The organism is Eggerthella sp. 1_3_56FAA, from assembly GCF_000185625.1.
Classification (GTDB): domain Bacteria; phylum Actinomycetota; class Coriobacteriia; order Coriobacteriales; family Eggerthellaceae; genus Eggerthella; species Eggerthella lenta.
Window position 1 is genome coordinate 719,964 of record NZ_GL622580.1, and the last position, 22,661, is coordinate 742,624.

The following is a 22,661-nucleotide window of genomic DNA, read 5'->3' on the forward strand; positions in this document are numbered from 1 at the left end:
CTGCTGGCCATGTTCGTCAGCACGCTGTCCGAGACGGTGACGGCCACCGCGCTTCCCACCATCGTGGGCGATCTGGGCGGCGTCGACCATATGCAGTGGGTGACCACGGCGTACATCCTGGCGTCCACCGTCATGATGCCAATCTACGGCAAGCTGGGCGACCTGTTCGGCCGCAAATACCTGTTCATCATCGCGCTGTCCATCTTCATCGTGGGGTCGGCCACGTGCGGGCTCGCGCCCAGCATGGACGGCCTCATCGCGGGCCGCGCCGTGGAGGGGCTCGGCGGAGGCGGCCTTATCATCCTGGCGCAAGCTACCATCGCCGACATCATCCCGCCGCGTCAGCGAGGGAAGTACATGGGCCTCATGGGCTCGGTGTTCGCGGTGTCCACGGTGGTGGGGCCGCTGTTGGGCGGCTGGTTCGTGCAGGTGACGGGGTGGCGCTGGCTGTTCGCGTTCAACATCCCGCTGGCGCTGCTGGCCATCGCGGCCGTGGCGTTCTTCCTGACGAAGCCCGTGCGGCGCGACGACCGCCCGCCTATCGACATCGGCGGCATGATGGCCATGGCCGTGTCGGTGTCGTCGCTGGTGCTGGCCACGGCGTGGGGCGGCACGCTGTTTCCGTGGATCTCGCCGCAGATATTCGCGCTGTTCGCGCTGTTCTTCGTGGCGGCGGTTGCGTTCGTACTGGTGGAACGCAAGGCGAAGGAGCCCATCATCCCCATGCTGCTGTTCAAGAACCGCAACTTCGTGGTGTGCACGGTCACCGGAATGTTCATCATGCTGGGCATGATGGGAACCATATCGTACCTGCCCACGTACTTCCAGATCGTCGAGGGGCTGGCGCCCGAGCAGGCGGGTCTCATGACGGTGCCGATGATGGCGGGCGTGCTGATCACGGCGGTGGGCACGGGCTTCCTCGCCACGAAAACGGGCCGCTACAAGTGGATGCCCATCGCGTCGTGCGCCGTGACGGCCGTGGGGTTCGTGCTGCTGTCGCAGCTGACCGTGGGCACGCCGCTGGTGGTGACGGGCGTGTTCCTGTTCGTGCTGGGCTTCGGCATCGGTCTGGGCCAGCAGATCCTCGTGCTCATCGTGCAGAACGAGTTCCCGCACGCCATCGTGGGCACGGCGACGGCGGCGAACAACTTCTTCCGGCAGATCGGCTCCACGCTGGGCGCGTCGCTGGTGGGCGCGCTGTTCACGTCGCGCCTGACTGCCGACTTGGCCGCCAAGCTGCCGCACGTGGACAACATCAACATGAACCGCATCACGCCCGATTTCGTGCAGCACCTCGACAGCGGCACGCGCGCCATCATCACCTCGGCGTACAGCGACGCGCTCGTGCCTATCTTCCTGTACGTGGTGCCGTTGCTAGTGGTGGGCTTCGTGCTGATGCTCACGCTCAAGGAGCACCCGTTGGCCACGAAGGTGAACCACACCGGCCACCCTGGCGACACGGTGTAGAGCGAGACATCAACCTACCGGCGCAGCTGCCAGAAGGCTACGGCGCTGGCGGCGGCCACGTTGAGCGAGTCCACCCCGCAGGCCATGGGGATGCGCACGGTGTAGTCGCAGCGGGCGATGGTGTCGTGCGCGAGGCCGTCGCCCTCGGTGCCGAACACCAGCGCCAGGCGCTCCTCGGCGTTGAGGGCGGGATCGTCCAGCGGCACCGAGTCGTCCGTCAACGCGAAGGCTGCGGTCTTGAAGCCCAGCTCATGCAGCAGCGGCACGCCGTCGGGCGCCCAGCCGCCCGTGCCCGTCGCGCCCGCGCCGGCCTCTTCGCCGATGCGCGTCCACGGCACTTGGAACACCGTGCCCATCGACACGCGCACGGCGCGCCGGTACAGCGGATCGTAGCAGGCGGGCGTCACCAGCACGGCGTCGATGCCGAGGGCTGCGGCCGAGCGGAAGATGGCGCCGACGTTCGTGTGGTTCGTGATGTCTTCCAGCACCGTGATGCGCCGCGCTCCGCGTACGATATCGGCCACGCTGGGCAGCTGCGGGCGGCGGAACGCTCCCAGCGCGCCGCGCGTCAGCTCGAACCCGGTGAGCTTCGTCAACTCGTCGTGCGGTGCGACGAACACGGGGACGCCGTCGCCCCAGCGCGCGGAGATCTCGTCGATGATCGGCTGCATCGCGGGCAGCCATTTCGCTTCCATGAGCAGCGACAGAGGCTCCATGCCAGCCGCCAGCGCGCGCTCAATCACCTTGCCCGACTCGGCGATGAACAGCGCTTTCTCCGGCTCCAGCTTGCTGCGCAGCTGCGCCTCGGTCAGCCGCGCGAACGCATCCAGCCGCGGATCGTCCAGCGTTTCCACGTTCTCGATCATCGGGCTGCCTCCTCGAAGCATGCCTCGCGCACTCCGCCCGCCACGTCTGCGACGTTCGCCAGACCGCGTTCGCAGAATTCGTCGCAGGTCATGATGTGGGCGCCGATGAAGGCCATGTCCTCGATGTTCGCCGCCTGCACCTCCGGCGTGCGCGACGACGTGCAGTCTTCCAGCAGCACCACATTGTAGTCGAGCGACAGCGCGTCGTAGCAGGTGGTGCGGATGCAGTTCGGCGTGGTGGTGCCGATGAGCACGACGGTGCCCACGCCCAGGCGGCGAAGCACCAGGTCCAGCTGCGTGGCGAAGAACGCGGAGAAACGCGGCTTCGCGATCACGCGGTCGCCCGGCTGCGGCGCCAGCGGTTCGTACTCGTCCAGCGTGCGCGGGCTGGCGCAGGCGCGCGACACGGGCTTGCCGCCTTCCACCCAGCCGCGATGCCGCGCGGCTTCCACATCCGAGCCGTCGGCAGCGTACTCGCGGATGGCGTGGAACACGGGCATTCCCAGCTCGCGCGCTCGGTTGAGCGCTCGCGTGCAGGCGGGCACGGTGGCTGCGGCTCCCGCCACGCATAGCGCCGACGAGGAGTCGAGGAACCCGTGTTGCATGTCGATGATGATGAGGGCTGCTTTGCGCGGGTCGATCATAGGGCGCTCCTTCGCACGATCTCGAACTGGTTCCTATTGTAGTCGATGAGGCCGTCCCTTTTCATCCGCGACAGCTCGGCGCACATGGCACTGCGGTCCACCGACAGGTAGTCGGCCAGCTCCTGGCGGTCGAACGGGATGACGAAGCGGCTGGCGTGCGCGGCTTCCGCCTGGTCGGAGAGGTACGACAGCAGCTTGGCGCGCGTCGTGCGCTTCGTGGTGTGCTCGATTTTGCGCGTCAGCGCGTGGGTGCGCTTCGCCACGATGCCCAGCAGGTTGCGGATGAGCCGGGCGTGGAACGCGCACGACGACGGGCACATGGTGGTCACGCGCCCGATGTCCAGGAACAGCACGGTCGCGTCTTCGGCTGCCACCACGTTGATGTCGAAGGCCAGGTCGGGCTCGCAGGCATACACTTCGGCGAACGATTGGCCCGGTCCGAACGATGCGAGGATGCTGCGGTTGCCCCAGTAGTCCTCCTTCTCCAGCCGTACCGAGCCTTCCAGCATGATACCCATCGCCGTGGTGCGGTCGCCCACGCGGAAGAGGTAGGAGCCTTTGGGGAATGTGCGCTTCCGCGCGCCCAGGCACTGCAGCATGGGCGCGAGGTCGGCGGCGTCGATGTTCGCGAACAGGGGCGATCGGCCGATGAGGGGCAGGTGGTGTTCCATAGGGCTCCTTTGTTGTAAATACAACGGAAATGCTTGAACCAGTATCGTAGGGTAAGCGTCATCAGGCAAGCAAGCGATGACCGAGCGCTGCGCACTGCACCGTGAACGGCATGCGGCGCGAAGGGGGGCAGTCCCCTTTCGCGCCGCTCTGGCGGGGTTTGAGCGCAGGCGCAAGAGAGGACGAGACATGGGCGATACGGCGACGATGTTCTGCTTCCAATGCGAGCAGACGGCTGGATGTACTGGCTGCACCGGGGCGACCGGCGTGTGCGGCAAGCAGGCGAGCACGGCTGTTTTGCAGGACGAGGTGACGGGCGCGCTCGTTGCTCTGGCGCGAACCGTACGTGCTGCGGGGATGAACGGGGACGCGCGGCGAACGGCGGACGATCTTGCGATGGAAGGTTTGTTCGCTACGCTGACGAACGTTGATTTCGACGATGCGGCCTTGGCCGACCTCCTCGCGCGCGTCCATGCCGAGCGCGATTCCGTTGCAGCGTCGGCGCAGGTGGGGGCTGCGCCCGACTACGATCTGGCCATGCTGTGGAACGCACCCGAGGACGCGCGTTCGCTCAAGTCGCTGGTGCTGTTCGGTCTGCGCGGGCTGGCGGCCTACGCCTATCATGCAGCGGCGCTGGGCTATCGCGACGACGCGGTGTCGTCCTTCCTGCATGAAGGCTTGGCCGCGCTGGCCGACGACGAGGCCGACGCCGACGTGTTGCTGCCGCTGTCGCTCAAGGTGGGCGAGGTGAACCTGCGCTGTATGGAGTTGCTCGATCGGGCGAACACCGAGACGTTCGGCACGCCGGAGCCCACCACGGTGACGCGCGCGGTGGAAGCCGGCCCCTTCATCGTGGTCTCTGGTCACGACCTGCACGACCTCAAGCTGCTGCTCGATCAGACGGAAGGCCGCGGCGTGAACGTCTACACGCACGGCGAGCTGCTTCCCGCGCACGCGTATCCCGAGTTGAAGCGCTATGCCCACCTCAAGGGCAATGTGGGAACCGCATGGCAGAGCCAGCGCGTCGAGTTCGCCGACCTGCCCGCGCCCGTCCTGTTCACCACGAACTGCCTCATGCCGCCGGCGGCCTCCTACGCCGACCGCGTGTTCACCACCGGTCCTGTGGCGTACCCCGGCATGATGCACGTTGAGGCTGCGCCCGACGGCGGGAAAGACTTCGAGCCGCTCATCCAGCGTGCGCTGGAGCTGGGCGGTTATGCGGCTGCAACCGATACGACCGGCACGTTCACCACGGGCTTCGGCCACAGCGCCGTCCTCGGCGTGGCCGACACCGTGGTCGACGCGGTGAAGCAAGGCGCCATCAGCCGTTTCTTCCTTGTGGGCGGCTGCGACGGTGCGCGTCCGGGCCGCAGCTACTTCCGCGACTTCGTGCAGCAGGCTCCCGACGACAGCATCATCCTGACGCTGGCGTGCGGCAAGTTCCGCTTCAACGACCTGGACTTGGGCACTATCGGCGGTCTGCCGCGCATCATGGACATGGGTCAGTGCAACGACGCGTACGGCGCCATCCGCGTGGCCGTGGCGCTGGCCGAGGCGTTCGACTGCGGCGTGAACGACCTGCCGCTGACGCTGGTGCTGTCGTGGTACGAGCAGAAGGCCGTGTCCATCCTGCTGACGCTGTTGCATCTGGGGATTCGCGGAATCTACCTGGGTCCGACTCTGCCCGCATTCGTGTCGCCCGGCGTGTTGGATGTGCTGGTGCGCGAGTTCGACGTCCGCCCCATCACCACGCCGGAGGAGGACTTGAAGGCGATTTTGGCGTAGCTCCCGACCATGCGTGCGAAGGAGCGAAGCGAGGTGCTAAAAACGAAATTGAGTTGAGAATCCGGCGGGTATTCCGAAGTTTTCTCAATTGGTTTGAGAAAACTTCGGAACGTTTCAAAGCGGAGCTGTACCAAGCGCGTCAAAGCGTGTCAAAGGGACGGGTGATTTGACACGCCTTCGATACGCTCACGAATGGCGCGAAAGGGGACTGTCCCTTTTCGCGCCACTTAGATATCCACGCCCAGGAACTGCTTCACCAGGATGCCGATGACGAACGACAGCGCCGCCACGCCCAGGCTGATGCCGGCCATCTGGCCGAATCGTTTCTTGAACGGAAGATCCTGCGCCACCGAGAGATAGTAGTTGAACACCACGAGTATCAGCAGCACGATGACTACCATGGTACCCATGGCCCACAGGTAGTGCGACTCGTCGAACAGCAGGTACGGCAGAATCAGCAGCGCTACCGTCACGAGGTAGGCGACGCCCGTGTACGAAGCCGACTTCAGCGCGTCGGGACGCCCCTCGCTCTTCGACGACAGGTACTCGCTCGACGCCATCGACAGGGTGGCTGCGATGCCGGTGATCAGACCCGAAAGCGCGATGAGACGCGTGTTCTGCATAGCCAGCGTCAGACCCGCCAGCGTACCGGTCATCTCCACCATGGCGTCGTTCATGCCCAGCACCATGCTGCCCACGTACGACAGGCGCTCCTCGTCCAGCATCGCCAGCAGCGCCTGCTCGTGCGATTCCTCGTCGGCGCGGATGCCCAGCGCCTCGGGCGCTTCTTTCGCCAGCTCCTCGTACGAGATCTGGGCCTTCTCCTCGCCCCGCTCCATCAGCTTGACGGCGAACGTGAAGCCGAACACGCGCGCGATAAGGGAGAATCGCAGCACCTTGCCGCGCTGGGGCTTCATCGCCTCGCCAGTGTAGCGCTGCCAGATGGCGGCGTGCTTCGCCTCCTCGTCGGCGATGCGCAGCAACGCGGCGCGGTTGCTCTCGTCCTTGGTGCCGGCCGCGATGCGCCGGTACACTTCGGATTCGGTCACCTCGTTCTGCTGGAAGATGCGAACCTGTGCGAGCGCTTCGGGGGAGAGCTGCGCGGTCGGGGCGGGTGCGGTATCGATCATGATGCTCCTCGCTGTTTCTTTTTCGGTTCGGCTGCCAGCATATCCGATTTTGCTATGTCGTGGCTGCTGTTTTCCGGTTGCGCCGCATCTTTCTCGCTCCGTGTCCGATCCCGTGCATCCGATGGTGCCGCCGGTGGCGAAAAAGGCTCGAATTCGGAAGTTTCGGAGCGTGCCGCAGGCGCTGCGAAAAACGCTCTTTCTCGTAATACCTGGTCATCGAAGTGCCCTTCATGGATACAGGCATGCCGTGCCCTCCTGAGGGGCGCGATGGTTTCCGAATTCGGCATCTTTTTGCCATTTCGAGCCCGGGGCGTTGCACGCTCTCAGGTCTGGGGCGTTGCACGCTTCACCCAGAGCAGCCACCCGAAGGCGGCCGCCATCAGCACGAGGCCTGCGGCGTCGAACAGGATGAAGCGCTCGATGCTGGCGGAAAGCGCGGCGTGGCCGGCGGGCAGCCCGAAGCGCAGCCACGATTCGCCGGCAAGGCCGATGGCCTGCTGCACCAGCACGATGACGGCCACGGCGCGGAAGCGCAGCGGGCTGGCGATGACGGCGGGGTAGGTGGCGTTCCACATGAGGAACGCGATGCCGAGGCCCTGCACGGCCGCGGCGCCCGGCACGCCCGCCACCTCGAACGACGGTGCGTAGGCATCGGGCCAAAGCACGAACGACGCCGCGCACTGCACGTTGATGGCAAACACCAGCAGAAACGCTGCGCGCGCCAGCCACGCGGCGCGGCGTACGCGCACGGGCAGGTCGTTCGTGTCGGCGGGTTGGTTCATACCGATATCCTTTCGCATTGTCGTGCAGCATACCACGCCCCTCGCGCGGCGGTATACTGCTGTTGAGCAACCGAAGAAAGGATCTCCATGACTGCCTCCGAACCCACGCCGCCCATCGCATCCCCGTCTCCTGCCGCGCCCCTCGCAAGCCAGCTTGCGGCCAACCCCTGCAGCCATCCGTCGTTCGACCAGTTCGTCGCCACCATCGCCGCGCTGCGCGCGCCGGACGGATGCCCGTGGGATCGCACGCAGACGCACCAGAGCATCGCGCACAACATGATCGAAGAGGCATACGAGGCGGTGGACGCCATCGAAGCCGCCGATGTCGCGCACCTGCGCGAGGAGCTGGGCGACGTGCTGCTGCAGGTGGTGTTGCAAAGCCAGATAGCTTCCGATGCCGGCGAGTTCGACATCAACGACGTGTGCGCCGACGTGAACGAGAAGATGGTCCGCCGCCATCCTCACGTGTTCGGCGAGGCGCAAGCCGCCAACGCCGGGGACGTGCTGGATCTGTGGGAACGGGTGAAGATGGCGGAGAAGGGCGCCGCCGACGAGGCGGCCGACGGTGCGGGCGAGCGGCGCGAAGGCCTGCTGGACGGCGTGCCCACCAGCTTCCCCGCGCTCATGCAGGCGCAGAAGATATCTCGCAAGGCCGCGGCCGCCGGGTTCGAGTGGGACTCGCTTGACGGCGTGTGGGAGAAAGTGCGCGAGGAAATCGCCGAGCTGCAAGAAGCCTACGCCGTCGCGCCCAAGGCGGCGAACGGCAAGGTGGACGCCGCGGCCGCTTCCGCAGGCGCGGCCGTCGACCCCGCCGCGGCCGAGGCGGCCGTCGCCGCCGTCGAGGACGAGCTCGGCGACGTGCTGTTCTCGCTGGTGAACGTGGGCCGCCGCATGGGCGTGGACGCAGAAGGTGCGCTGCGCTCCACCTGCCGCAAGTTCCGCGACCGATGGGCCTGGATGGAGCAAGCCGCCTGGCAGCAGGGTCGAACCATCGAAGACCTCTCCAGCGAAGAGCGCGAAACCCTGTGGAACGAGGCGAAGAAGCGCGAGCGATCGTAGGGTCGCCTCCTGTCGTCCTGGGCGCCCGCACCGCTTCGTTCGGGTCTCCGCTTCAACCCTTTGGCACATTTGATGGCGCAGGTGGGCGTAAAGCGCTAAACTGTATCCCCATCGTCATACATCCTACCAAGAAGGCGAGGGGGGCGATGCGTCCTGCATGGGAATTTGGAATCGAAAAAGACTCGCTGGAGGAAGAAAAAACCGACGGGGGGGGGGCTCATTCGGGCCTTCTGAGCACGACGCCCTCTCGGGTCTTCTAAACCGCAGCGGATTCAACGTGCGCGTGCGCGCATTGATCGACGCCCATCCCGATGAGGCGTATGTTCTTGTGTACGGCGACATCGATCGCTTCAAGGCGTATAACGATCTGTTCGGCACTTCGGCGGGCGATAGCCTGCTCGCTGATATCGGCGAGATGATCCGCCGCAATCTGCCGAGCAATGCGGCGGCGGCTCGGTTGCGCGCCGATCATTTCATCGGCTGCTTCCCGCGTTCTCTGTTCGACGCCGATCGCATGCTCGCCGTGTTCAACGACTGGTTCGCTGCCTATCGTCAGGACTTCACCTTCTTCGTTCGCATGGGGGTGTATTCCATCGACGATCCCGAGCTGGACGTCAACCTCATGTGCGACCGTGCGCTCTTGGCGCTGCGCGCCGCGAAGAGCGGTTCTGCGGGCAGCCGCTATGTGCTGTACGACGAGACGCTGCGTGCGTCGCTGCTGAAGGAGCAGCAGCTGGCGGGCGAGATGACTACCGCGCTCGACCGGGGGCAGTTCGTGCCGTTCTTCCAGCCTCAGTACTGCTATGCGACCGGCCGTATGATCGGCGCCGAAGTGCTCGCGCGCTGGAAGCATCCCAAGCGTGGTCTGCTGGGTCCCGCCGAGTTCATTCCCGTGTTCGAGCGCAACGGCCTCATCTCCCGCTTCGATTACTATATGTGGGATCAGGCGTGCCGCTGCCTGCGCGCGTGGATCGACGCGCACGGTCGCGACGCCGTGCCGCATCTGTCGGTGAACCTGTCGCGCGCCGACATCTATCGATCCGACCTGTGCTCGTATCTCAAGGGGCTCGTGGAGCGCTACGATGTGCCGCCCAGCCTGCTGAACCTCGAGATCACCGAAAGCGCGTACATGGAATCGCCTGACCAGCTGGTTGGAGCCGTCATGGAACTGCGCCGCGCCGGCTTCACCGTGGAGATGGACGACTTCGGCAGCGGATACTCGTCGCTGAACACGCTGAAAGACGTGCCTGTGGACGTGTTGAAGCTGGACATGGGCTTCCTCGATGCGCACGAGAGCTCGCGCGGCGGCCTCATCCTCGCCTCCATCGTGCGCATGGCGCGCTGGCTGAACCTGCCCGTCATCGCCGAGGGAGTGGAAACCCAGAAGCAGGCAGCATACCTGGCCAGCATAGGGTGCGAGTACATGCAGGGCTATCTGTTCTCGCGTCCGGTAGATCGCGAGACGTTCGAGCGCATGTTGATGGACGGCGGTCGAGAGTCCGTCAAGCGGCCGATCATTGAGAATCTGCAGGATGATGCATCCGAGTTTTGGAACGCGGATTCCCCGGTAACCCATTTTTTCAACAGCTACGTGGGCGCCGCCGCCATCGCCGAATACGACAACCGAACGTTGGAGATCGCGCGTGCGAACCATCAGTTCGCTGAGCTGTTCGGCATGCTCGATGATTTGGACGCGGCGGAGAGGATACGCAAGGACCTGCTGACGCAGCTGTTGGACGAGGATCGTGCCGCGCTGCATGAGGCTATTTTGCGCGCGGTGCGCGATCGCGGCGACTCCGAGAGCGAGCTGCGTTTCCGCAGCGGCGGACGAGGGCGTTGGATCCGTGTCCGCATCCGTCTGCTCTCGCGCGCGGGCAATCTCAGCAACCTCTATTTGCTTGCCGAGGAAACCACTCAGGAGCAGGCTTTGCGCGATCGGCTGGCTGCCACGCGCGACACCATTCCGGGCGGTCTGGCGTTCTACGAGGTGGCGGATCGCATTCGTCTGTTGGATTTCAGCGATGCCGCTGCCGATATGATCGGCTACACTCGCGAGGAATACCAGGCCCGCACGTTGGACGACGCGCTTGCGGTGGTGCATCCGGAAGATCGCGCACGCGTCGAAGCGGTGGCTGCCGAACTGGATGCGGGTGCGTCGCGGTCGTCGTGCACTATGCGCGTTCTGCGCGGCGACGGCAAGGTGGCGTGGCTGCATCTTTCAGCGTCGACGATGTATCGAGACGAGACGGCGCTGTACGTGGTGGCCGTGCTCATCGACGTGACGAACGAGAAGGAGAATGAGCAACGCCTCAAGGCGCAAAGCGAGCTGCAGTGCCGGTTGAGCGATTCCGTTCCGTGCGGCATCGTGCGCTATACGGTGGACGACGAGCCCCGCGTGCTATTCGTCAACCGTACGGGATGCGAGATATTCGGGTACGCCGATTTCGCTGCATATCGTGCTGGGACGGCGGGCGGTAAGATCGTACCCATCCACGATGACGACGATGAGCTGCATGCCAAGACGGTTGCGGCGCTCAAGGCCGGGGCGGCGCCCATCGGCTTCACGTATCGTTTCGTGCGAAGCGACGGCTCGATGGGATGGATCGAGGGCACGTCGGCGCTGGAGCGCGATATCGACGGCAGGACCGTCGTCCAAAGCGCGTTCCTGGATGTGTCCGACCGCCAGCAGAAGCGCTACGAACAGGATATACACCGTTATTCGATGGTGTTGTGCTCGGTGTACGACGAGATCGTCGAGTTCGATGGCGAGAACAAGACGTACCGCTCGCTGTACTCGTCGGGCAGGACGCTCGCCGACAGAACCATGCCCATGGAAGAGGCGCTCAAGTTCTGGACCGACCATCTGCCCGAGCCGGACGATCGCTTGCGCCTACGTGCCGCGATAGACGAATGCCTTGCAGACGACGGCGCCAGCCCTATCGCCTGCACCTACCGAATGGCGTTCGAAGATAGGAGCTGCTGGTACCAGAGCATTCTGCTGCGAGTGTCGGAGTCGGCCGTGCTGTGCTGCAGCAAGGACGTGACGGAACACGTGTCGAACGAGGATCGCAGGATCATGATGCGCGTGCTGGACACCATGGGCAAGCTGCCGGTGGGCGTGGGCGTGTTCGCGAAGCGCGATGGCGAGGTGCGGCTGCGCTATGCCAACGACCGACTGAGCACCATGTTCGGCGACGGGCTTCCGGGTGCGCCCGAGAATCCCGATTGGGATGCACCGCTTGAGCTGAGCGAAGAGGTGAAGCGGCTCGATCAGCGTTGCGTCGACCAGGGATTCATCGCGGATGGGAACGAATTGGACGTAGGTCTTCGTGCGGTGCGCGATAACGGAGAGGCGATTGACGTGCGGATCCAGGGTCGCGTAGCGCGCGAGCCTGACGGCGAGCTGGTTCTGTACGCAGTGGTCAGCGACGTGACGGCGGAGCTGCGCGATCAGCGTGAACGCTCTTGGCAGAATGAGCGCTACCGCCTGCTCAGCGAGATGACGCACAAGATGAGCTTCGACTACGATTCGGATTCCGACACGGTGCTTTTGTACATGGATCGCACGGGCAAGGGCATGGAAGCCCAGGTTGTCCCTCATTATTTGGAAACGCTTTCGGAAACTCGCGGCAAAATCATCCATCCTGGCAGCATGGACGACGTGCGCAGGATGTTCCAGCATGCACGGTCGGGCGCCAACGAGGTGAGCGCCGAGTATCAGGCAGACTACTTCGGCAAGGGCTACGCCTGGTACCGCGCCAATCTGTTCGTTGCCCACGACGTCGCGGGCGTGTGGCATCTCGTAGGGTTGATAGAGAATATCGATGACGAGCACGATCTGCGGTTCCGTGCGGAAAACGACGCGACGACGGGGTTGAGCAACCATACCGCCACGCAGGATCTGGTTGCCTCGGCGCTCGCCGACGCATCGGTGCGGCGGCACAGCGTGTGCGTCGCGCTCGATATCGACGACTTCAAGCAGGTGAACGACACGTACGGTCACATTGAGGGCGATACGTTGCTGCATGAGGTGGGCAAGGTGCTGAGATCGAGCTTCCGCGAAAGCGACGTGCTGGGTCGCGTGGGCGGCGACGAGTTCCTGCTGCTGCTGAAAAACATCGATCTCGAAGTGGCACTGGACAAGCTGGAACAGGTCAAGCGCCAGCTTGCAGCCGTGAAGGTCGGCTCGCAGGGAAAAGCCCTGTCGGTCAGCATGGGCGTGTATGTGCCGGAAGACGATGACCTGGCGTACCGCGACGTGTTCGTGAAGGCCGACGAGGCGCTGTATCGGGCGAAGCGTTCGGGGAAGAACCGCATCTGCGTCCACGGCCGCTAGGGTCTTTTGCGACTTCCGTCATTCCGATCGCAAGCGCCAATCGCTGATCCCCTTGCCATCCTGAGCGCAGGCGGCGGAGCCGCCGGAGTCGAAGGATCCGGCGCGCCGTCAGCCCTCTCCGCCTGGCGCATCTGATGATTGCGCGGGATTCGGCGGCCGGAACGCCGTTGACGTGACGGCTCGGCTATCATGGGATCGGTAGAGCCGTGCTTGAAGGAGTATTCGTTATGGCAGACGCATCGCAGCAGCCGTCCGATCGTCGACTTGCAGTCGAGGCGCAGAGAGGCGAGGGGGCCAGCCGCTTTCCCTTTTTGTTGACCGACGACCTGCGCAGCCCCCTGGACGATCTGCAGCGTCTTCGTGACGCCGAGGTGAAAACCCGCGAGATCATCCAGAAGTACCAAGCTGCCATGCGCGAGATGATGGTGCGCTTCGAGATCCTCGACCAGGATCTCAATCTCAAGAAGCACCGCAACCCCATCCATCATCTGGAGTCGCGCATAAAGAAGCCTGCCAGCATCTTCGAGAAGCTGGAGCGCTACGGCAAAGAGCCCACGTTGGAGAACCTCGAGCGCTACATCATGGACGTGGCCGGCGTGCGCGTGATCTGCTCGTACATCCACGACGTGTACAACCTGCTGGAGCTGCTGCAAAAACAGGATGACCTGGAGATCGTCGAGATCAAAGATTACATCAACAATCCGAAGCCGAACGGCTATCGTAGCCTGCACGTTATCGTACGCATTCCCGTGTACTTTCTTGACAAGAAGGAACTCATTCCCGTCGAGGTGCAGCTGCGCACCATCGCCATGGACTTCTGGGCCAGCTTGGAACACGATCTGAAGTACAAGTCGGTGAGCGAGGTGCAGGGGATCGACTCCTACGACGAGCTCAAGGATTGCAGTCGCATCATCGAAGACGTGGAGTCGCGCATGCAGATCCTCGCTCGTGCGTTGGAGATGGAAGATTAGCGGCCGGAGCCAGCTGCATGGGCTGATGGCCCGCACCCGCGCGCCTTCTGCGCGGTTCCGTCAGCATCTTCCGAAAGAGGCAAGCCGACTTTTCGGCCTGCCTCTTTCTTGCTCTAGTTCTCGAAATACTCCGAGAAGCGGGCGGTCTGCTTGTTCTCGCGAATGACGGCGGCGCTCTTCGGCTCTTCGATGCGCATGAAGAAGAAGTGCAGGTAATGGATGAACACGTATCCCACCATGACCACCGACACCGCCGCCTCGGCCGCGAACAGGACGTTCAGCACTTCGGGTACCGCAAGGCCGTTAGCCTGGAAGAACGCGAGCGCCTTGCCGAGCGCCGTGGCCGTGATGACGAAGGGGAACGTCATGGCCGCGTAGCTGGGGTAGAACCGAAGGCGCAGCAGAACGGGGAGGCGCGACAGCACCACGGCGAACAGCACTTGCGCCAACACCAGCATCGCCAGGACGAACACGAGGTTCGGCTGGGGAGCCGTGGCCAAGTAGCCTACAAGGGACAGGCTCATGGGAGCGGTGTAGATGCAGAACAGCGGGCGTGCGCTTTCGGGGATCTCGTGCTTCATGTAGCGGTACGTCACCAAGCCCAAAAGCACGACGTAGCAGGCGAATCCGAACCAGAACAGCAGATGGCCCACTGCCTCCATGCCGAACGTCGGAGAGGTGACGGACGCTACGACGATGCCCACGTAGCAGATGAAGTAGGTTGGAAACACCTCATGCAGTTTGAAGTGCGAGATGAAGCGAGCGGTGAACCAGCCCATCAGCGCGAGGTGCGCCACAACGGCCGCCGACCATAGCGCAAATGCCGGAATGTACGCGAAGGGGGCCAGGTAGCCGGCCAGCTGCATGAGCGTCATGAAGAGGGTGGCGCTGACGCTGGCCATGATGGAGTTATGCAGGTCGTCGCGAATCATATCGGGGAACAGCGCGATCTTGGCGCCGAGCATGGCGATGAGCACCAGCGACAGGATGCCGCAGACGATGTGAACGATCTCGGTGTAGGGCTGAAGCAAGTTACCCAGCGCGGCTAAACCGAGCGCAACGCCTGCGGTGGGTATGGGGACTTTTCTGATGATCTCGCGCACGGCGCTACCTTTCTACTGTCGCGCATCTTACTCCTTGATGCGCACGATGGAGGGGTCCCGCTCGATGTTCCATCTGAAACACGCACGGGGGTCTGTCTGCGGCTTGCAAGCCTGCGACCTGGGAAGGCTCGGGACTTGCGAGTCGCTGCCCATTCTTCCATTCCCCTACGAAAAAGAAAACTTCTAAATACTTATGTTATGATTACTATATCTTATGGTTATTGTTTGTCCTGATAGAGGTCGCAATGCTGGATTTCCGTGTCGAAACGTTTCTGACCGTTTGCCGAACGATGAACTACACGCGCGCCGCTGAGGAGCTGAACATCACGCAGCCGGCGGTGTCGCAGCACATCGCGCACCTCGAGCGCGATTACGGCGTGCCGTTGTTCGCCTACCGCAAAAAGAAGCTGCAGCTCACCGACGCGGGCGCGCTGCTGCGCGACGCGCTGTCCACGATGGCGCACGACGAGCGCCTGCTGCGCGACCGGATGCGCAGCTCGGCCACGGGCGCGCGCGTGGAGCTGTCGCTGGGCATGACGCTGACGGCAGGGGAGTACCTGGTGGCTGCGCCGCTGGCCGACTACCTCAGGCGACATCCTGAACTGCATGTCGCCGTGCGCTCGGGCGGCACGAGCGAGTTGCTGGCGTTGTTGAACGCAGGCGAAATAGACTGCGCGTTCGTGGAGGGCTTTTTCGACAAGAATGCGTATGCGTGGGACGTGTTCCGCACCGAACGGCTGGTGTGCGTGTGCGCGGCCGATCATGAGTTTGCCGCTCGGCCCGTGCGCGTGGAAGATCTGTTCGACGAGCGGCTCATCGTGCGCGAACCGGGGTCGGGCACGCGCGCGGTGCTCGAACACGCGCTGGCGGCTCAGAACCTTACGGTGGACGGCTTCGCGCAGGCCAGCGTGGTGGAGAGCCTTGACGTCATCAAGATCCTCGTGGAGCACGATCTGGGAATTTCGTTTCTGTATGAGGCGGCTGTGGCGCGCGAGCTGGCCGCCGGCACGCTGCGAGTCATCGATCTGGAGGGGCTCGCCATCCTGCATGACATCGCATTCATCCGCCTGAAGAACAGCGTTTTCGAGCGAGAGTTCCAGAACCTGTTCGCCGATCTCTGATCGAAGGCTTCGACGAAGCTTGCCGGTCCTTCCTTCACCCGCTGTTCCTGCGCTCCGCTTCTCGCGCCCGTGCTCGTGCCCTCCGCGTTCGATCCCGCTCCCGCGCTCCCGCTCCCGCTTCCTCGCGCTCGCGCACCCTGCGTTCGCCCCGGCCACCCGCACCCCCGCTCCCCACGCCCGCGTCCAATTCCTCTGGGTTCGCGTTTTGCGCTCGATTCCGCGGGATCTGCGTTCGAGTCCGCTGCCCGGGTCTGCCTCGCCGTTCAGTTCTCCTGCGTCGCCCGGCTCGTGGGACGGCGCGCATCCCGGTCAGCCGGGATGTTTCACGTGAAACATCCGTACGCGTTGGAGAGGGGCGCAGGATGGGACCCGTGCCGGCGAGCGCCCTGCGACGGATCGTTTCCCTACACATGGAAGAGAATGCGCGCTATGCACGATTCTTCTCCCTCGCTATTTCTTCCGACCTGGTGTTTCCCTCCTCGCCTCCGTCGGCAGGCCCCGATAATCGTGCATAGCGTGCATTCTCTGCCGCCCCGCTTCCCGGCCTTCTGCGGGCGATGCCGGCGCGAGCCCGTTCGGGCCGAACGCGGCGGCCGGCCCCCCCTCGGCTGGCGCCCCATTACAGTTAGACCCAGCCTTTGTTGGGTCTTTTCTTTCGCTCCTGCCTTAGGGGGATTACGATGAAGGGGACCCTGCGGGGTTGCTGGCCGACCCGCCCCCCGACTGGCATCCCCCCCCCTCCGACTGGCGCCCCCCGACTGGCGCGGCTTCCCCGACCTCCTCTCGGACTGGCGCGCGGGTTCCCAATCCTGATCCTTGGCCGCCGTAGTGTTCCTGCCCGGCTCGTGGGGGCGGTGCGCATCCCGGTCAGCCGGGATGTTTCACGTGAAACATCCGTTCGCATCCTTTCTCCAAAAAACCCTCTTGACTTGGAGTCCGCTCGAAGCCCTATGATGATAGGCGAACCCATCGAGAGGAGCATCGTTGAGACCGGAATTCGAAACCACGCCGAAGCTGGGCTTCGGCTGCATGCGTCTGCCGCTGACCGATCCCGCCGACCAGCAGAGCATCGACTTGGAGCAGTTCAAGCAGATGGTGGACGCGTTCATCGAAGGCGGCGGCACGTACTTCGACACCGCGTTCGTCTACCACGAGGGCGCGTCCGAGAAGGCGCTGAAAGAGGCGCTGGTGAAGCGCTACCCGCGCGACGCGTACACGGTGGCCACGAAGTGCCTGGCCTGGGCCGCGCCCAGCGCCGAAGAGGCGAAAAGCAACCTGGCCACGTCGCTGGAGCGCATGGGGCTGGACTACGTGGACTTCTACCTGCTGCACAACGTGGGCGGCGAGCGCACGGCCAAGTTCGACGAGTACGGCATGTGGGATTTCGCGCTGGACGCGAAGGAGCGCGGCCTCATCAGGAACGTCGGCTTCTCCATGCACGACGGGGCCGACGCGCTGGACGCGCTGCTGACGGCGCATCCGCAGATGGACTTCGTGCAGCTGCAGGTGAACTACCTCGACTGGGACGACCCGGTGGTGGAGGCGCGCCGCTGCATGGAGGTGGCCGCGAAGCACGGCGTGCCCGTGGTCGTCATGGAGCCCGCGCGCGGCGGCCGCCTGGTGGAGCTGCCCCAGCGCGTGGCCGACGTGCTGCGCGCGGCGAACCCCGACGCCAGCCTGGCCTCATGGGCGTATCGCTTCTGCTGCAACCAGCCGAACGTGCTCACCGTGCTCTCGGGCATGTCGAACCTGGACCAGGTGCGCCAGAACGTGGCCGACTACCAGGCGAACCGCCCGTTCTCGCCCGAGGAGCAGCAGGCGCTGGACGCGGCCGTCGAAACGCTGCGCGGCATGGCCAGCGTGCCGTGCACGAACTGCCGCTACTGCGTGAAGGACTGCCCGCAGGGCGTGGTGATACCCACCATCCTGGGTCTGCTGAACCTGGAGCTTATGACCGAGAACCGCGATTTCGCGAAGGGCCTTTACTCGTGGCAGGCCGCCCCTGGGCCTGCCTCGTCCTGCATCGCCTGCGGCGCCTGCGAAGCGATGTGCCCTCAAGGCATCGACATCGTCCATCAGCTGGAAGTGGCGGCCGAGCACTTCGAGGGATAGCCGCCGCCCCGCTCGGGCAAAGCCCGCAGCCCGAGGTTCGCGAGCGCGCGGCCCGCGAGCCGCGAGCCCTGGTTCGCAGCCCGTGAGCCCAGCCCGAAGCCGCAAACCCTAGCCCGCGAGCCCCAACCCGAAGCCGCAAGCCCTAGCCTGTGAGCCTGCAGCCCGGACCCTGCGTGCCTGAGCCCTGCGAACCTCGAGCTCGCAGCCCTAACCCAAAGGCCCGCTCCTTCGCAAGCGCGAACGGATGTTTCACGTGAAACATCCCGAGCGAGGCAGGGCGAACGTGGTCGGTCGATGCCGCCGTCCTCCTGCGTTTCGGCTCCCCTCATCGGCTCGTTCGCGGCCGCTTTACCTGAACCTTTCTCGTTCCTGATGCCCCCTTTGCTCAAACTTGGGGGCATCTTTACGCGCGCCTTCCTTCGTCCTTACCTTCCTTTCTTACGATGATTCTCGCACGTTGGCCGCAGGGTCAACTCGTGCCGAAGACGAATGCGATCCCGGCGATTGCGCCGGGGATACGAGAGGAACGCAACTATGGCAGAAGGGTTTTTGAGCAGGCGCCAGTTCGTGGCCGGCAGCGCGGCGCTGGCGATGGCGGGCATGTTCGGCGCTTTGACGGGCTGCACGGCCGGCGGCTCCGGCGCGGCTGCGGGCGCGGACACGGCTTCGGCCTCCACCGGCGGCGACGCAGCCTCTTCCACCGATCCCATCACCATGGTGTGGCTGCCCGACAACTCCTCGGCCGACCTCACCTCCTCGCGCGAGGCCATCGGCGCGGCCATCACGGCGGCATGCGGCCGCGAGGCGAATCTGCTGACCACCACCGACTACAACGTGGCCATCGAGTCCATCGCGTCGGGCAAGGCGCAGATGGCGCTGTTGGGCCCCGAGGGCTACGTGCAGGCCAACAAGAAGAACCCGAAGGTGCTGGCCGCCTTCACGAACAGCGACGAGGACGGCGGCCTCGACGGCGCCTGCTACTACAGCCGCATCTGCGTGCGCAAAGAAGACGCCGACCAGTACAAAAACGGCGGCAGCTTCTCCATCGAGAACATCGAGGGCAAGTCGTTCTCGTTCGTGTCCGCCACGTCCACCTCGGGCTTCAAGGTGCCGTCGAGCGGCATCGTCACCGAGTTCGGCCTCGACAGCTCTGACGAGCTGCTGGAAGGCGGCAAGTTCTTCAGCGAAGTGCTGTTCGGCAACTCGCATGTGGGATCGTTGGTGAATCTGCTGTCCGGCGATGCCGATGCGGCCGCGTTCGACGATGTGGACGTGGATATGTACCTCGACCTCGTGTCCGGCGAGGCCAACAGCATCGGCGCGGTGTACAAGGCCAAGGACGACGCCGAGGCTCCCGTGGACTCGGTGCGCGGCAAGGAATTCACCATCATCGCCATCACGCCGGTGCTGAACTCGCCCATCTGCTTCAACGAGGAAGCCATCTCCGACGACGACCGCACGAAGATCATCGACTACTTCTGCTCCGACAAGGTAGCCAACGACAAGGCCATCTTCATCGATCCCGAGGACGAGAACGCCAAGGGTCTGTTCGAGAAGGATTCCGAGAAGACCTGCTTCGTGAAGACCGACGACGCCTGGTACGAGCCCATCCGCAAACTGGGCGGGACTGCGTAATGAGCGAGGTGCTGGGAACATCTCCGGTCGAGCGGCAGGGCCTCGAGCCGCTGCTCCTCCTTGAGGGCGTAACGAAAAGCTACGACGGGTGGTCGAAGGCTCTTGACGACGTGTCGCTTTCCGTGGCGCGCGGCGAATTCGTCAGCATCATCGGCTGCTCGGGCGCGGGCAAATCCACGCTGTTGCGCTGTGTGAACCGCCTGATCGATCCCACGCAGGGCAGCGTCGTCTTCGACGGCGACGACGTGACGCATGTGCGCGGACGGGCGCTGCGCCAGACGCGTCGCCGCATCGCCATGGTGTTCCAGCACTACAACCTGGTGTACCGTGCCACCGCCATCGAGAACGTGCTGCAGGGGCGCTTGGGCTACAAGTCCGCCGTCGCCGGCATGCTGGGTCTGTTCAGCGAGGACGAGAAGCGCCGTGCGTTCGAGATTCTCGACCAGGTGGGTCTGGCCGACTTCGCGTACGCGCGCACCGACCAGCTGTCCGGCGGACAGAAGCAGCGCGTAGGCATCGCCCGGGCGCTCGTGCAGGACCCGCTGCTCATGCTGGCCGACGAGCCCATCGCCAGCCTCGACCCGAAGTCATCGCGCACGGTGATGGAGCACCTGCGTTGGGCGGCCGACGAGCTGGGCGTGGCGTGCCTGGCTAACTTGCACCAAGTTGACTTCGCCATGGAATTCTCCGATCGTATCGTGGCGCTGAAGAAGGGCCGCGTCGTGTTCGACGGCGCGCCGCACCTGTTGGACGAGGCCGCCATCGCCGACATATACGGCACGAACGAGGAAGCCGAAGCCGGAAGCGACTTCGGCGAACGAAGCGTTCGGCAGGTCGGCGAGCTATCGGGCTCTCGAACGCGCGAGGCGGATCCAGAAAGACTCGGAAAAGCGGAGGCGAAGGATTCCTCCTCGCCGGAGGTGGCGGCATGACCGAGCGTGTTCTGCAGTCGGCCGGCTTCCTTTCGCGTCTGCGCGGCAGGCGCGCGGTGCCGCGCGGCGCCTACGACCCGTCGTTCTTTCTGCGGCGCACGGCGGCCGTCGTCGGCATGGCGCTCGTGTTCGTGGCGCTGGGCGCGCTGTCGGGCACCTATGTCGGCTTCGATTTCATGCAGGCAATCCTCGACGTCCCGGGCGGGCTCGTTTGGATGGCGACGCAATTCGTCCCTTCCCTTACCTCCCTCCAGAAGCTGGACACCATCCTTCCCGCCTTGGGTTCGACGATTCTCGCCTCGATCGCCTCCAGTTGCACGGCGGCGGTTCTGGCGTATATCTGCGCGGTGCTGGGCTCGCGATCGGTGGGGGTGGGTGGGCCGTTTCCCCTCATCGTGCGGGCCGTCGCGTCGCTGTTCCGCAACATCCCGGTGGTGGCCTGGGCGTTCATCCTGCTGTTCTCGTTCAAGCAGAGCGAGTTCACCGGGTTCTTCGCGCTGTTCCTCACCAGCTTCGGTTACCTGACGCGCTGTTTTCTGGAGAGCATCGACGAGATGAGCGCGGGTCCCGTGGAGGCTCTGCGCGCCTCCGGGGCGACCTACGGCCAGATCGTGGCTCAGGCGGTCGTCCCCATGAGCATCACGTCGGTGATCAGCTGGGTCATGTACATGATCGAGACGAACATCCGCGACGCCACGCTCATCGGCCTGCTCACAGGCACGGGCATCGGATTTGTGTTCGACGTGTATTACAAAAGCTTCCGCTACGACATCGCCGGGCTGGTCATCCTGTCCATCGTCCTCGTGGTCATCGCCTGCGAGCTAACCTCGAACTTCGTGAGGAGGAAGGTCATATGATGGCGAATGCCGACAAAGTGGCTGCCGAAGCGAACGCGGCGGCCATCGCCGAGGACGTCGGCATCGTGCAGGGCGCCTCGGCCGACGCGCTCGGAATAGGCGCCGGTGCTGCGGAAACCCTCGATGGCGATACGAACGACCTGTGTGGCATGGGCGCGCGCACGTCGCGCTCGGGGAAGGTCAAGGTGCATGTGGCCAGCAAGTCGACCGTGGCGCTGTACGTTGTGCTGAGCGTGCTGGCAGCCATCACCGTGTTCGCGCTTGTGGTGATGGACTACGGCAAAGTGTCGTTTCCCGCAGCGATGGCCGCGGCCGTGGAAGACTTCGTCACCATGATGACGCAGCCGGGGCTGGGCGGGCACTTCACGCTGCCCGACGTGATCGAAGGTCTGTTCGTGTCGCTGGCGCTGGCGCTTCTGACCACGTTCATCGGCGCGGTGATCGCGTTCGTGCTGGGTTTGCTGGCGGCCTGCAACCTGTCCAGCAAGGGCATGAGCAACGCCATCAAGGTGTTTATGAGCGTGGCGCGCGCCGTGCCCACCATTTTGTGGGTGCTCGTGTTCTCGGTGGCCATCGGCCTGGGGCCGGAGGCGGCTGTCACAGGCCTTTTGTTCCACAGCGTGGCGTACCTGGTGAAGGCGTACTCGGAAAGCTTCGAGGAAGTGGACGCCGGCGTGCTGGAAGCGCTGCGCGCCAGCGGTGCGTCGTGGTGGCAGGTAGTGTTCCAGGGCGTGGTGCCCGAAAAGGTGAACGAGATGCTGTCGTGGACGTTCATCCGCTTCGAGATCAACTTCGTCAACGCCGTGGCCGTGGGCGCCGTGGCGGGCGCGGGCGGCATTGGCTACCAGCTGTTCCTGGCCGGTAGCTTCTACTACAACATCCACGAGGTGGGGCTGATCGTGTACTTGTGCCTGGCGGTGGCCGTGGTGCTGGAAGTGGCGGCCACGCAGCTGCGCAAGCGCTACATCGTGCAGCACTGATTTGTCTTGCGAGCGGGAGGGCCTGGGGGCTGCGGGGCCCGGGGCGATGCCCAGTCGCTCAAACAGTCCTCGCTTCGCTGCGAAACTCGCTTGGTGGGCACCACCCCGGGCCCCGCAGCCCCCAGGCCTCTTGCATGTTGAAACGATCGTTCTGCGCGGGGCGCTTGCGCGGATTCGCGGCCGGTGTATGAAGAGAGAAAAACTCAGATGGG

General features: G+C 64.5%; 17 protein-coding genes. 11 read left to right on the plus strand and 6 right to left on the minus strand.

The genetic code is table 11. From position 1 onward, the window contains the following. On the plus strand, window positions 1–1,467 hold a 1,467-nt coding region (locus HMPREF1023_RS08365), incomplete at its 5' end, for an MDR family MFS transporter (protein ID WP_050784816.1). Window positions 1,468–1,481: 14 nt separating this feature from the next. Here the strand turns inward: HMPREF1023_RS08365 and HMPREF1023_RS08370 are convergent. From HMPREF1023_RS08370 to HMPREF1023_RS08380, 3 genes are read right to left on the minus strand one after another with little or no spacing between them, the layout of a single operon-like run. Next, window positions 1,482–2,333 carry an RNA methyltransferase gene (locus tag HMPREF1023_RS08370; protein ID WP_009305787.1) on the minus strand — a complete coding sequence of 284 codons (852 nt, stop codon included), beginning with the start codon at window positions 2,331–2,333 and terminating at the stop codon, window positions 1,482–1,484. Beyond that, window positions 2,330–2,977 (minus strand): cysteine hydrolase family protein, encoded by a 648-nt coding sequence (locus HMPREF1023_RS08375; RefSeq protein WP_009305788.1) that lies wholly within the window; start codon window positions 2,975–2,977, stop codon window positions 2,330–2,332. The genes HMPREF1023_RS08370 and HMPREF1023_RS08375 overlap by 4 nt, the downstream gene beginning before the upstream one ends. After that, complete coding sequence (locus tag HMPREF1023_RS08380; protein ID WP_009305789.1) at window positions 2,974–3,648, minus strand: Crp/Fnr family transcriptional regulator; 675 nt, start codon at window positions 3,646–3,648, stop codon at window positions 2,974–2,976. Before HMPREF1023_RS08380 ends, HMPREF1023_RS08375 begins: the two co-directional genes overlap by 4 nt. A 187-nt stretch (window positions 3,649–3,835) precedes the next feature. Between HMPREF1023_RS08380 and hcp the strand changes: the two genes are divergently transcribed. Then, window positions 3,836–5,431: a hydroxylamine reductase gene (hcp, locus tag HMPREF1023_RS08385; protein ID WP_009305790.1), complete on the plus strand. Its 1,596-nt coding sequence runs from the start codon at window positions 3,836–3,838 to the stop codon at window positions 5,429–5,431. A gap of 227 nt (window positions 5,432–5,658) precedes the next feature. Here hcp and HMPREF1023_RS08390 read toward each other — a convergent pair whose 3' ends face one another. Further along, window positions 5,659–6,561: a VIT1/CCC1 transporter family protein gene (locus tag HMPREF1023_RS08390; protein WP_009305791.1), complete on the minus strand. Its 903-nt coding sequence runs from the start codon at window positions 6,559–6,561 to the stop codon at window positions 5,659–5,661. 323 nt (window positions 6,562–6,884) lie between these two features. Next, window positions 6,885–7,343, minus strand: coding sequence for a hypothetical protein (locus HMPREF1023_RS08395; protein WP_009305792.1), 459 nt, complete (start codon window positions 7,341–7,343; stop codon window positions 6,885–6,887). Between the two features lie 87 nt (window positions 7,344–7,430). On the opposite strand from HMPREF1023_RS08395, the gene mazG reads away from it, so the two are divergent. From mazG to HMPREF1023_RS08410, 3 genes are all read left to right on the plus strand, one after another. Continuing rightward, entirely contained in the window at window positions 7,431–8,402 is a 972-nt protein-coding gene (gene mazG / locus HMPREF1023_RS08400; protein WP_009305793.1) for a nucleoside triphosphate pyrophosphohydrolase, read from the plus strand. A gap of 283 nt (window positions 8,403–8,685) precedes the next feature. Further along, on the plus strand, window positions 8,686–12,738 hold the full coding sequence (locus HMPREF1023_RS15035; protein ID WP_232228703.1) for an EAL domain-containing protein: 4,053 nt from the start codon (window positions 8,686–8,688) through the stop codon (window positions 12,736–12,738). Window positions 12,739–12,965: 227 nt separating this feature from the next. Continuing rightward, the gene (locus tag HMPREF1023_RS08410; RefSeq protein WP_009305795.1) at window positions 12,966–13,709 is read left to right on the plus strand and encodes a GTP pyrophosphokinase family protein; all 744 of its coding nucleotides are present in this window, start codon (window positions 12,966–12,968) and stop codon (window positions 13,707–13,709) included. A gap of 113 nt (window positions 13,710–13,822) precedes the next feature. On the opposite strand, the gene HMPREF1023_RS08415 is transcribed toward HMPREF1023_RS08410, so the two are convergent. Beyond that, entirely contained in the window at window positions 13,823–14,812 is a 990-nt protein-coding gene (locus HMPREF1023_RS08415; protein WP_009305796.1) for a TDT family transporter, read from the minus strand. Between the two features lie 245 nt (window positions 14,813–15,057). Between HMPREF1023_RS08415 and HMPREF1023_RS08420 the strand changes: the two genes are divergently transcribed. From HMPREF1023_RS08420 to HMPREF1023_RS08445, 6 genes are all read left to right on the plus strand, one after another. After that, a complete protein-coding gene (locus HMPREF1023_RS08420) occupies window positions 15,058–15,933 on the plus strand; it encodes a LysR family transcriptional regulator (protein ID WP_009305797.1) in 876 nt (291 codons plus the stop codon). Window positions 15,934–16,917: 984 nt separating this feature from the next. Next, a complete protein-coding gene (locus HMPREF1023_RS08425; RefSeq protein ID WP_009305798.1) occupies window positions 16,918–18,045 on the plus strand; it encodes an aldo/keto reductase in 1,128 nt (375 codons plus the stop codon). A gap of 534 nt (window positions 18,046–18,579) precedes the next feature. Beyond that, window positions 18,580–19,680: a phosphate/phosphite/phosphonate ABC transporter substrate-binding protein gene (locus tag HMPREF1023_RS08430; protein ID WP_035578739.1), complete on the plus strand. Its 1,101-nt coding sequence runs from the start codon at window positions 18,580–18,582 to the stop codon at window positions 19,678–19,680. Continuing rightward, window positions 19,680–20,612 carry a phosphonate ABC transporter ATP-binding protein gene (gene phnC / locus HMPREF1023_RS08435; RefSeq protein ID WP_009305800.1) on the plus strand — a complete coding sequence of 311 codons (933 nt, stop codon included), beginning with the start codon at window positions 19,680–19,682 and terminating at the stop codon, window positions 20,610–20,612. Before HMPREF1023_RS08430 ends, phnC begins: the two co-directional genes overlap by 1 nt. Then, window positions 20,609–21,469, plus strand: coding sequence for an ABC transporter permease (locus HMPREF1023_RS08440; RefSeq protein ID WP_009305801.1), 861 nt, complete (start codon window positions 20,609–20,611; stop codon window positions 21,467–21,469). Before phnC ends, HMPREF1023_RS08440 begins: the two co-directional genes overlap by 4 nt. Then, window positions 21,466–22,449, plus strand: coding sequence for an ABC transporter permease (locus tag HMPREF1023_RS08445; protein WP_035578742.1), 984 nt, complete (start codon window positions 21,466–21,468; stop codon window positions 22,447–22,449). Before HMPREF1023_RS08440 ends, HMPREF1023_RS08445 begins: the two co-directional genes overlap by 4 nt. Window positions 22,450–22,661 lie beyond the last annotated feature (212 nt).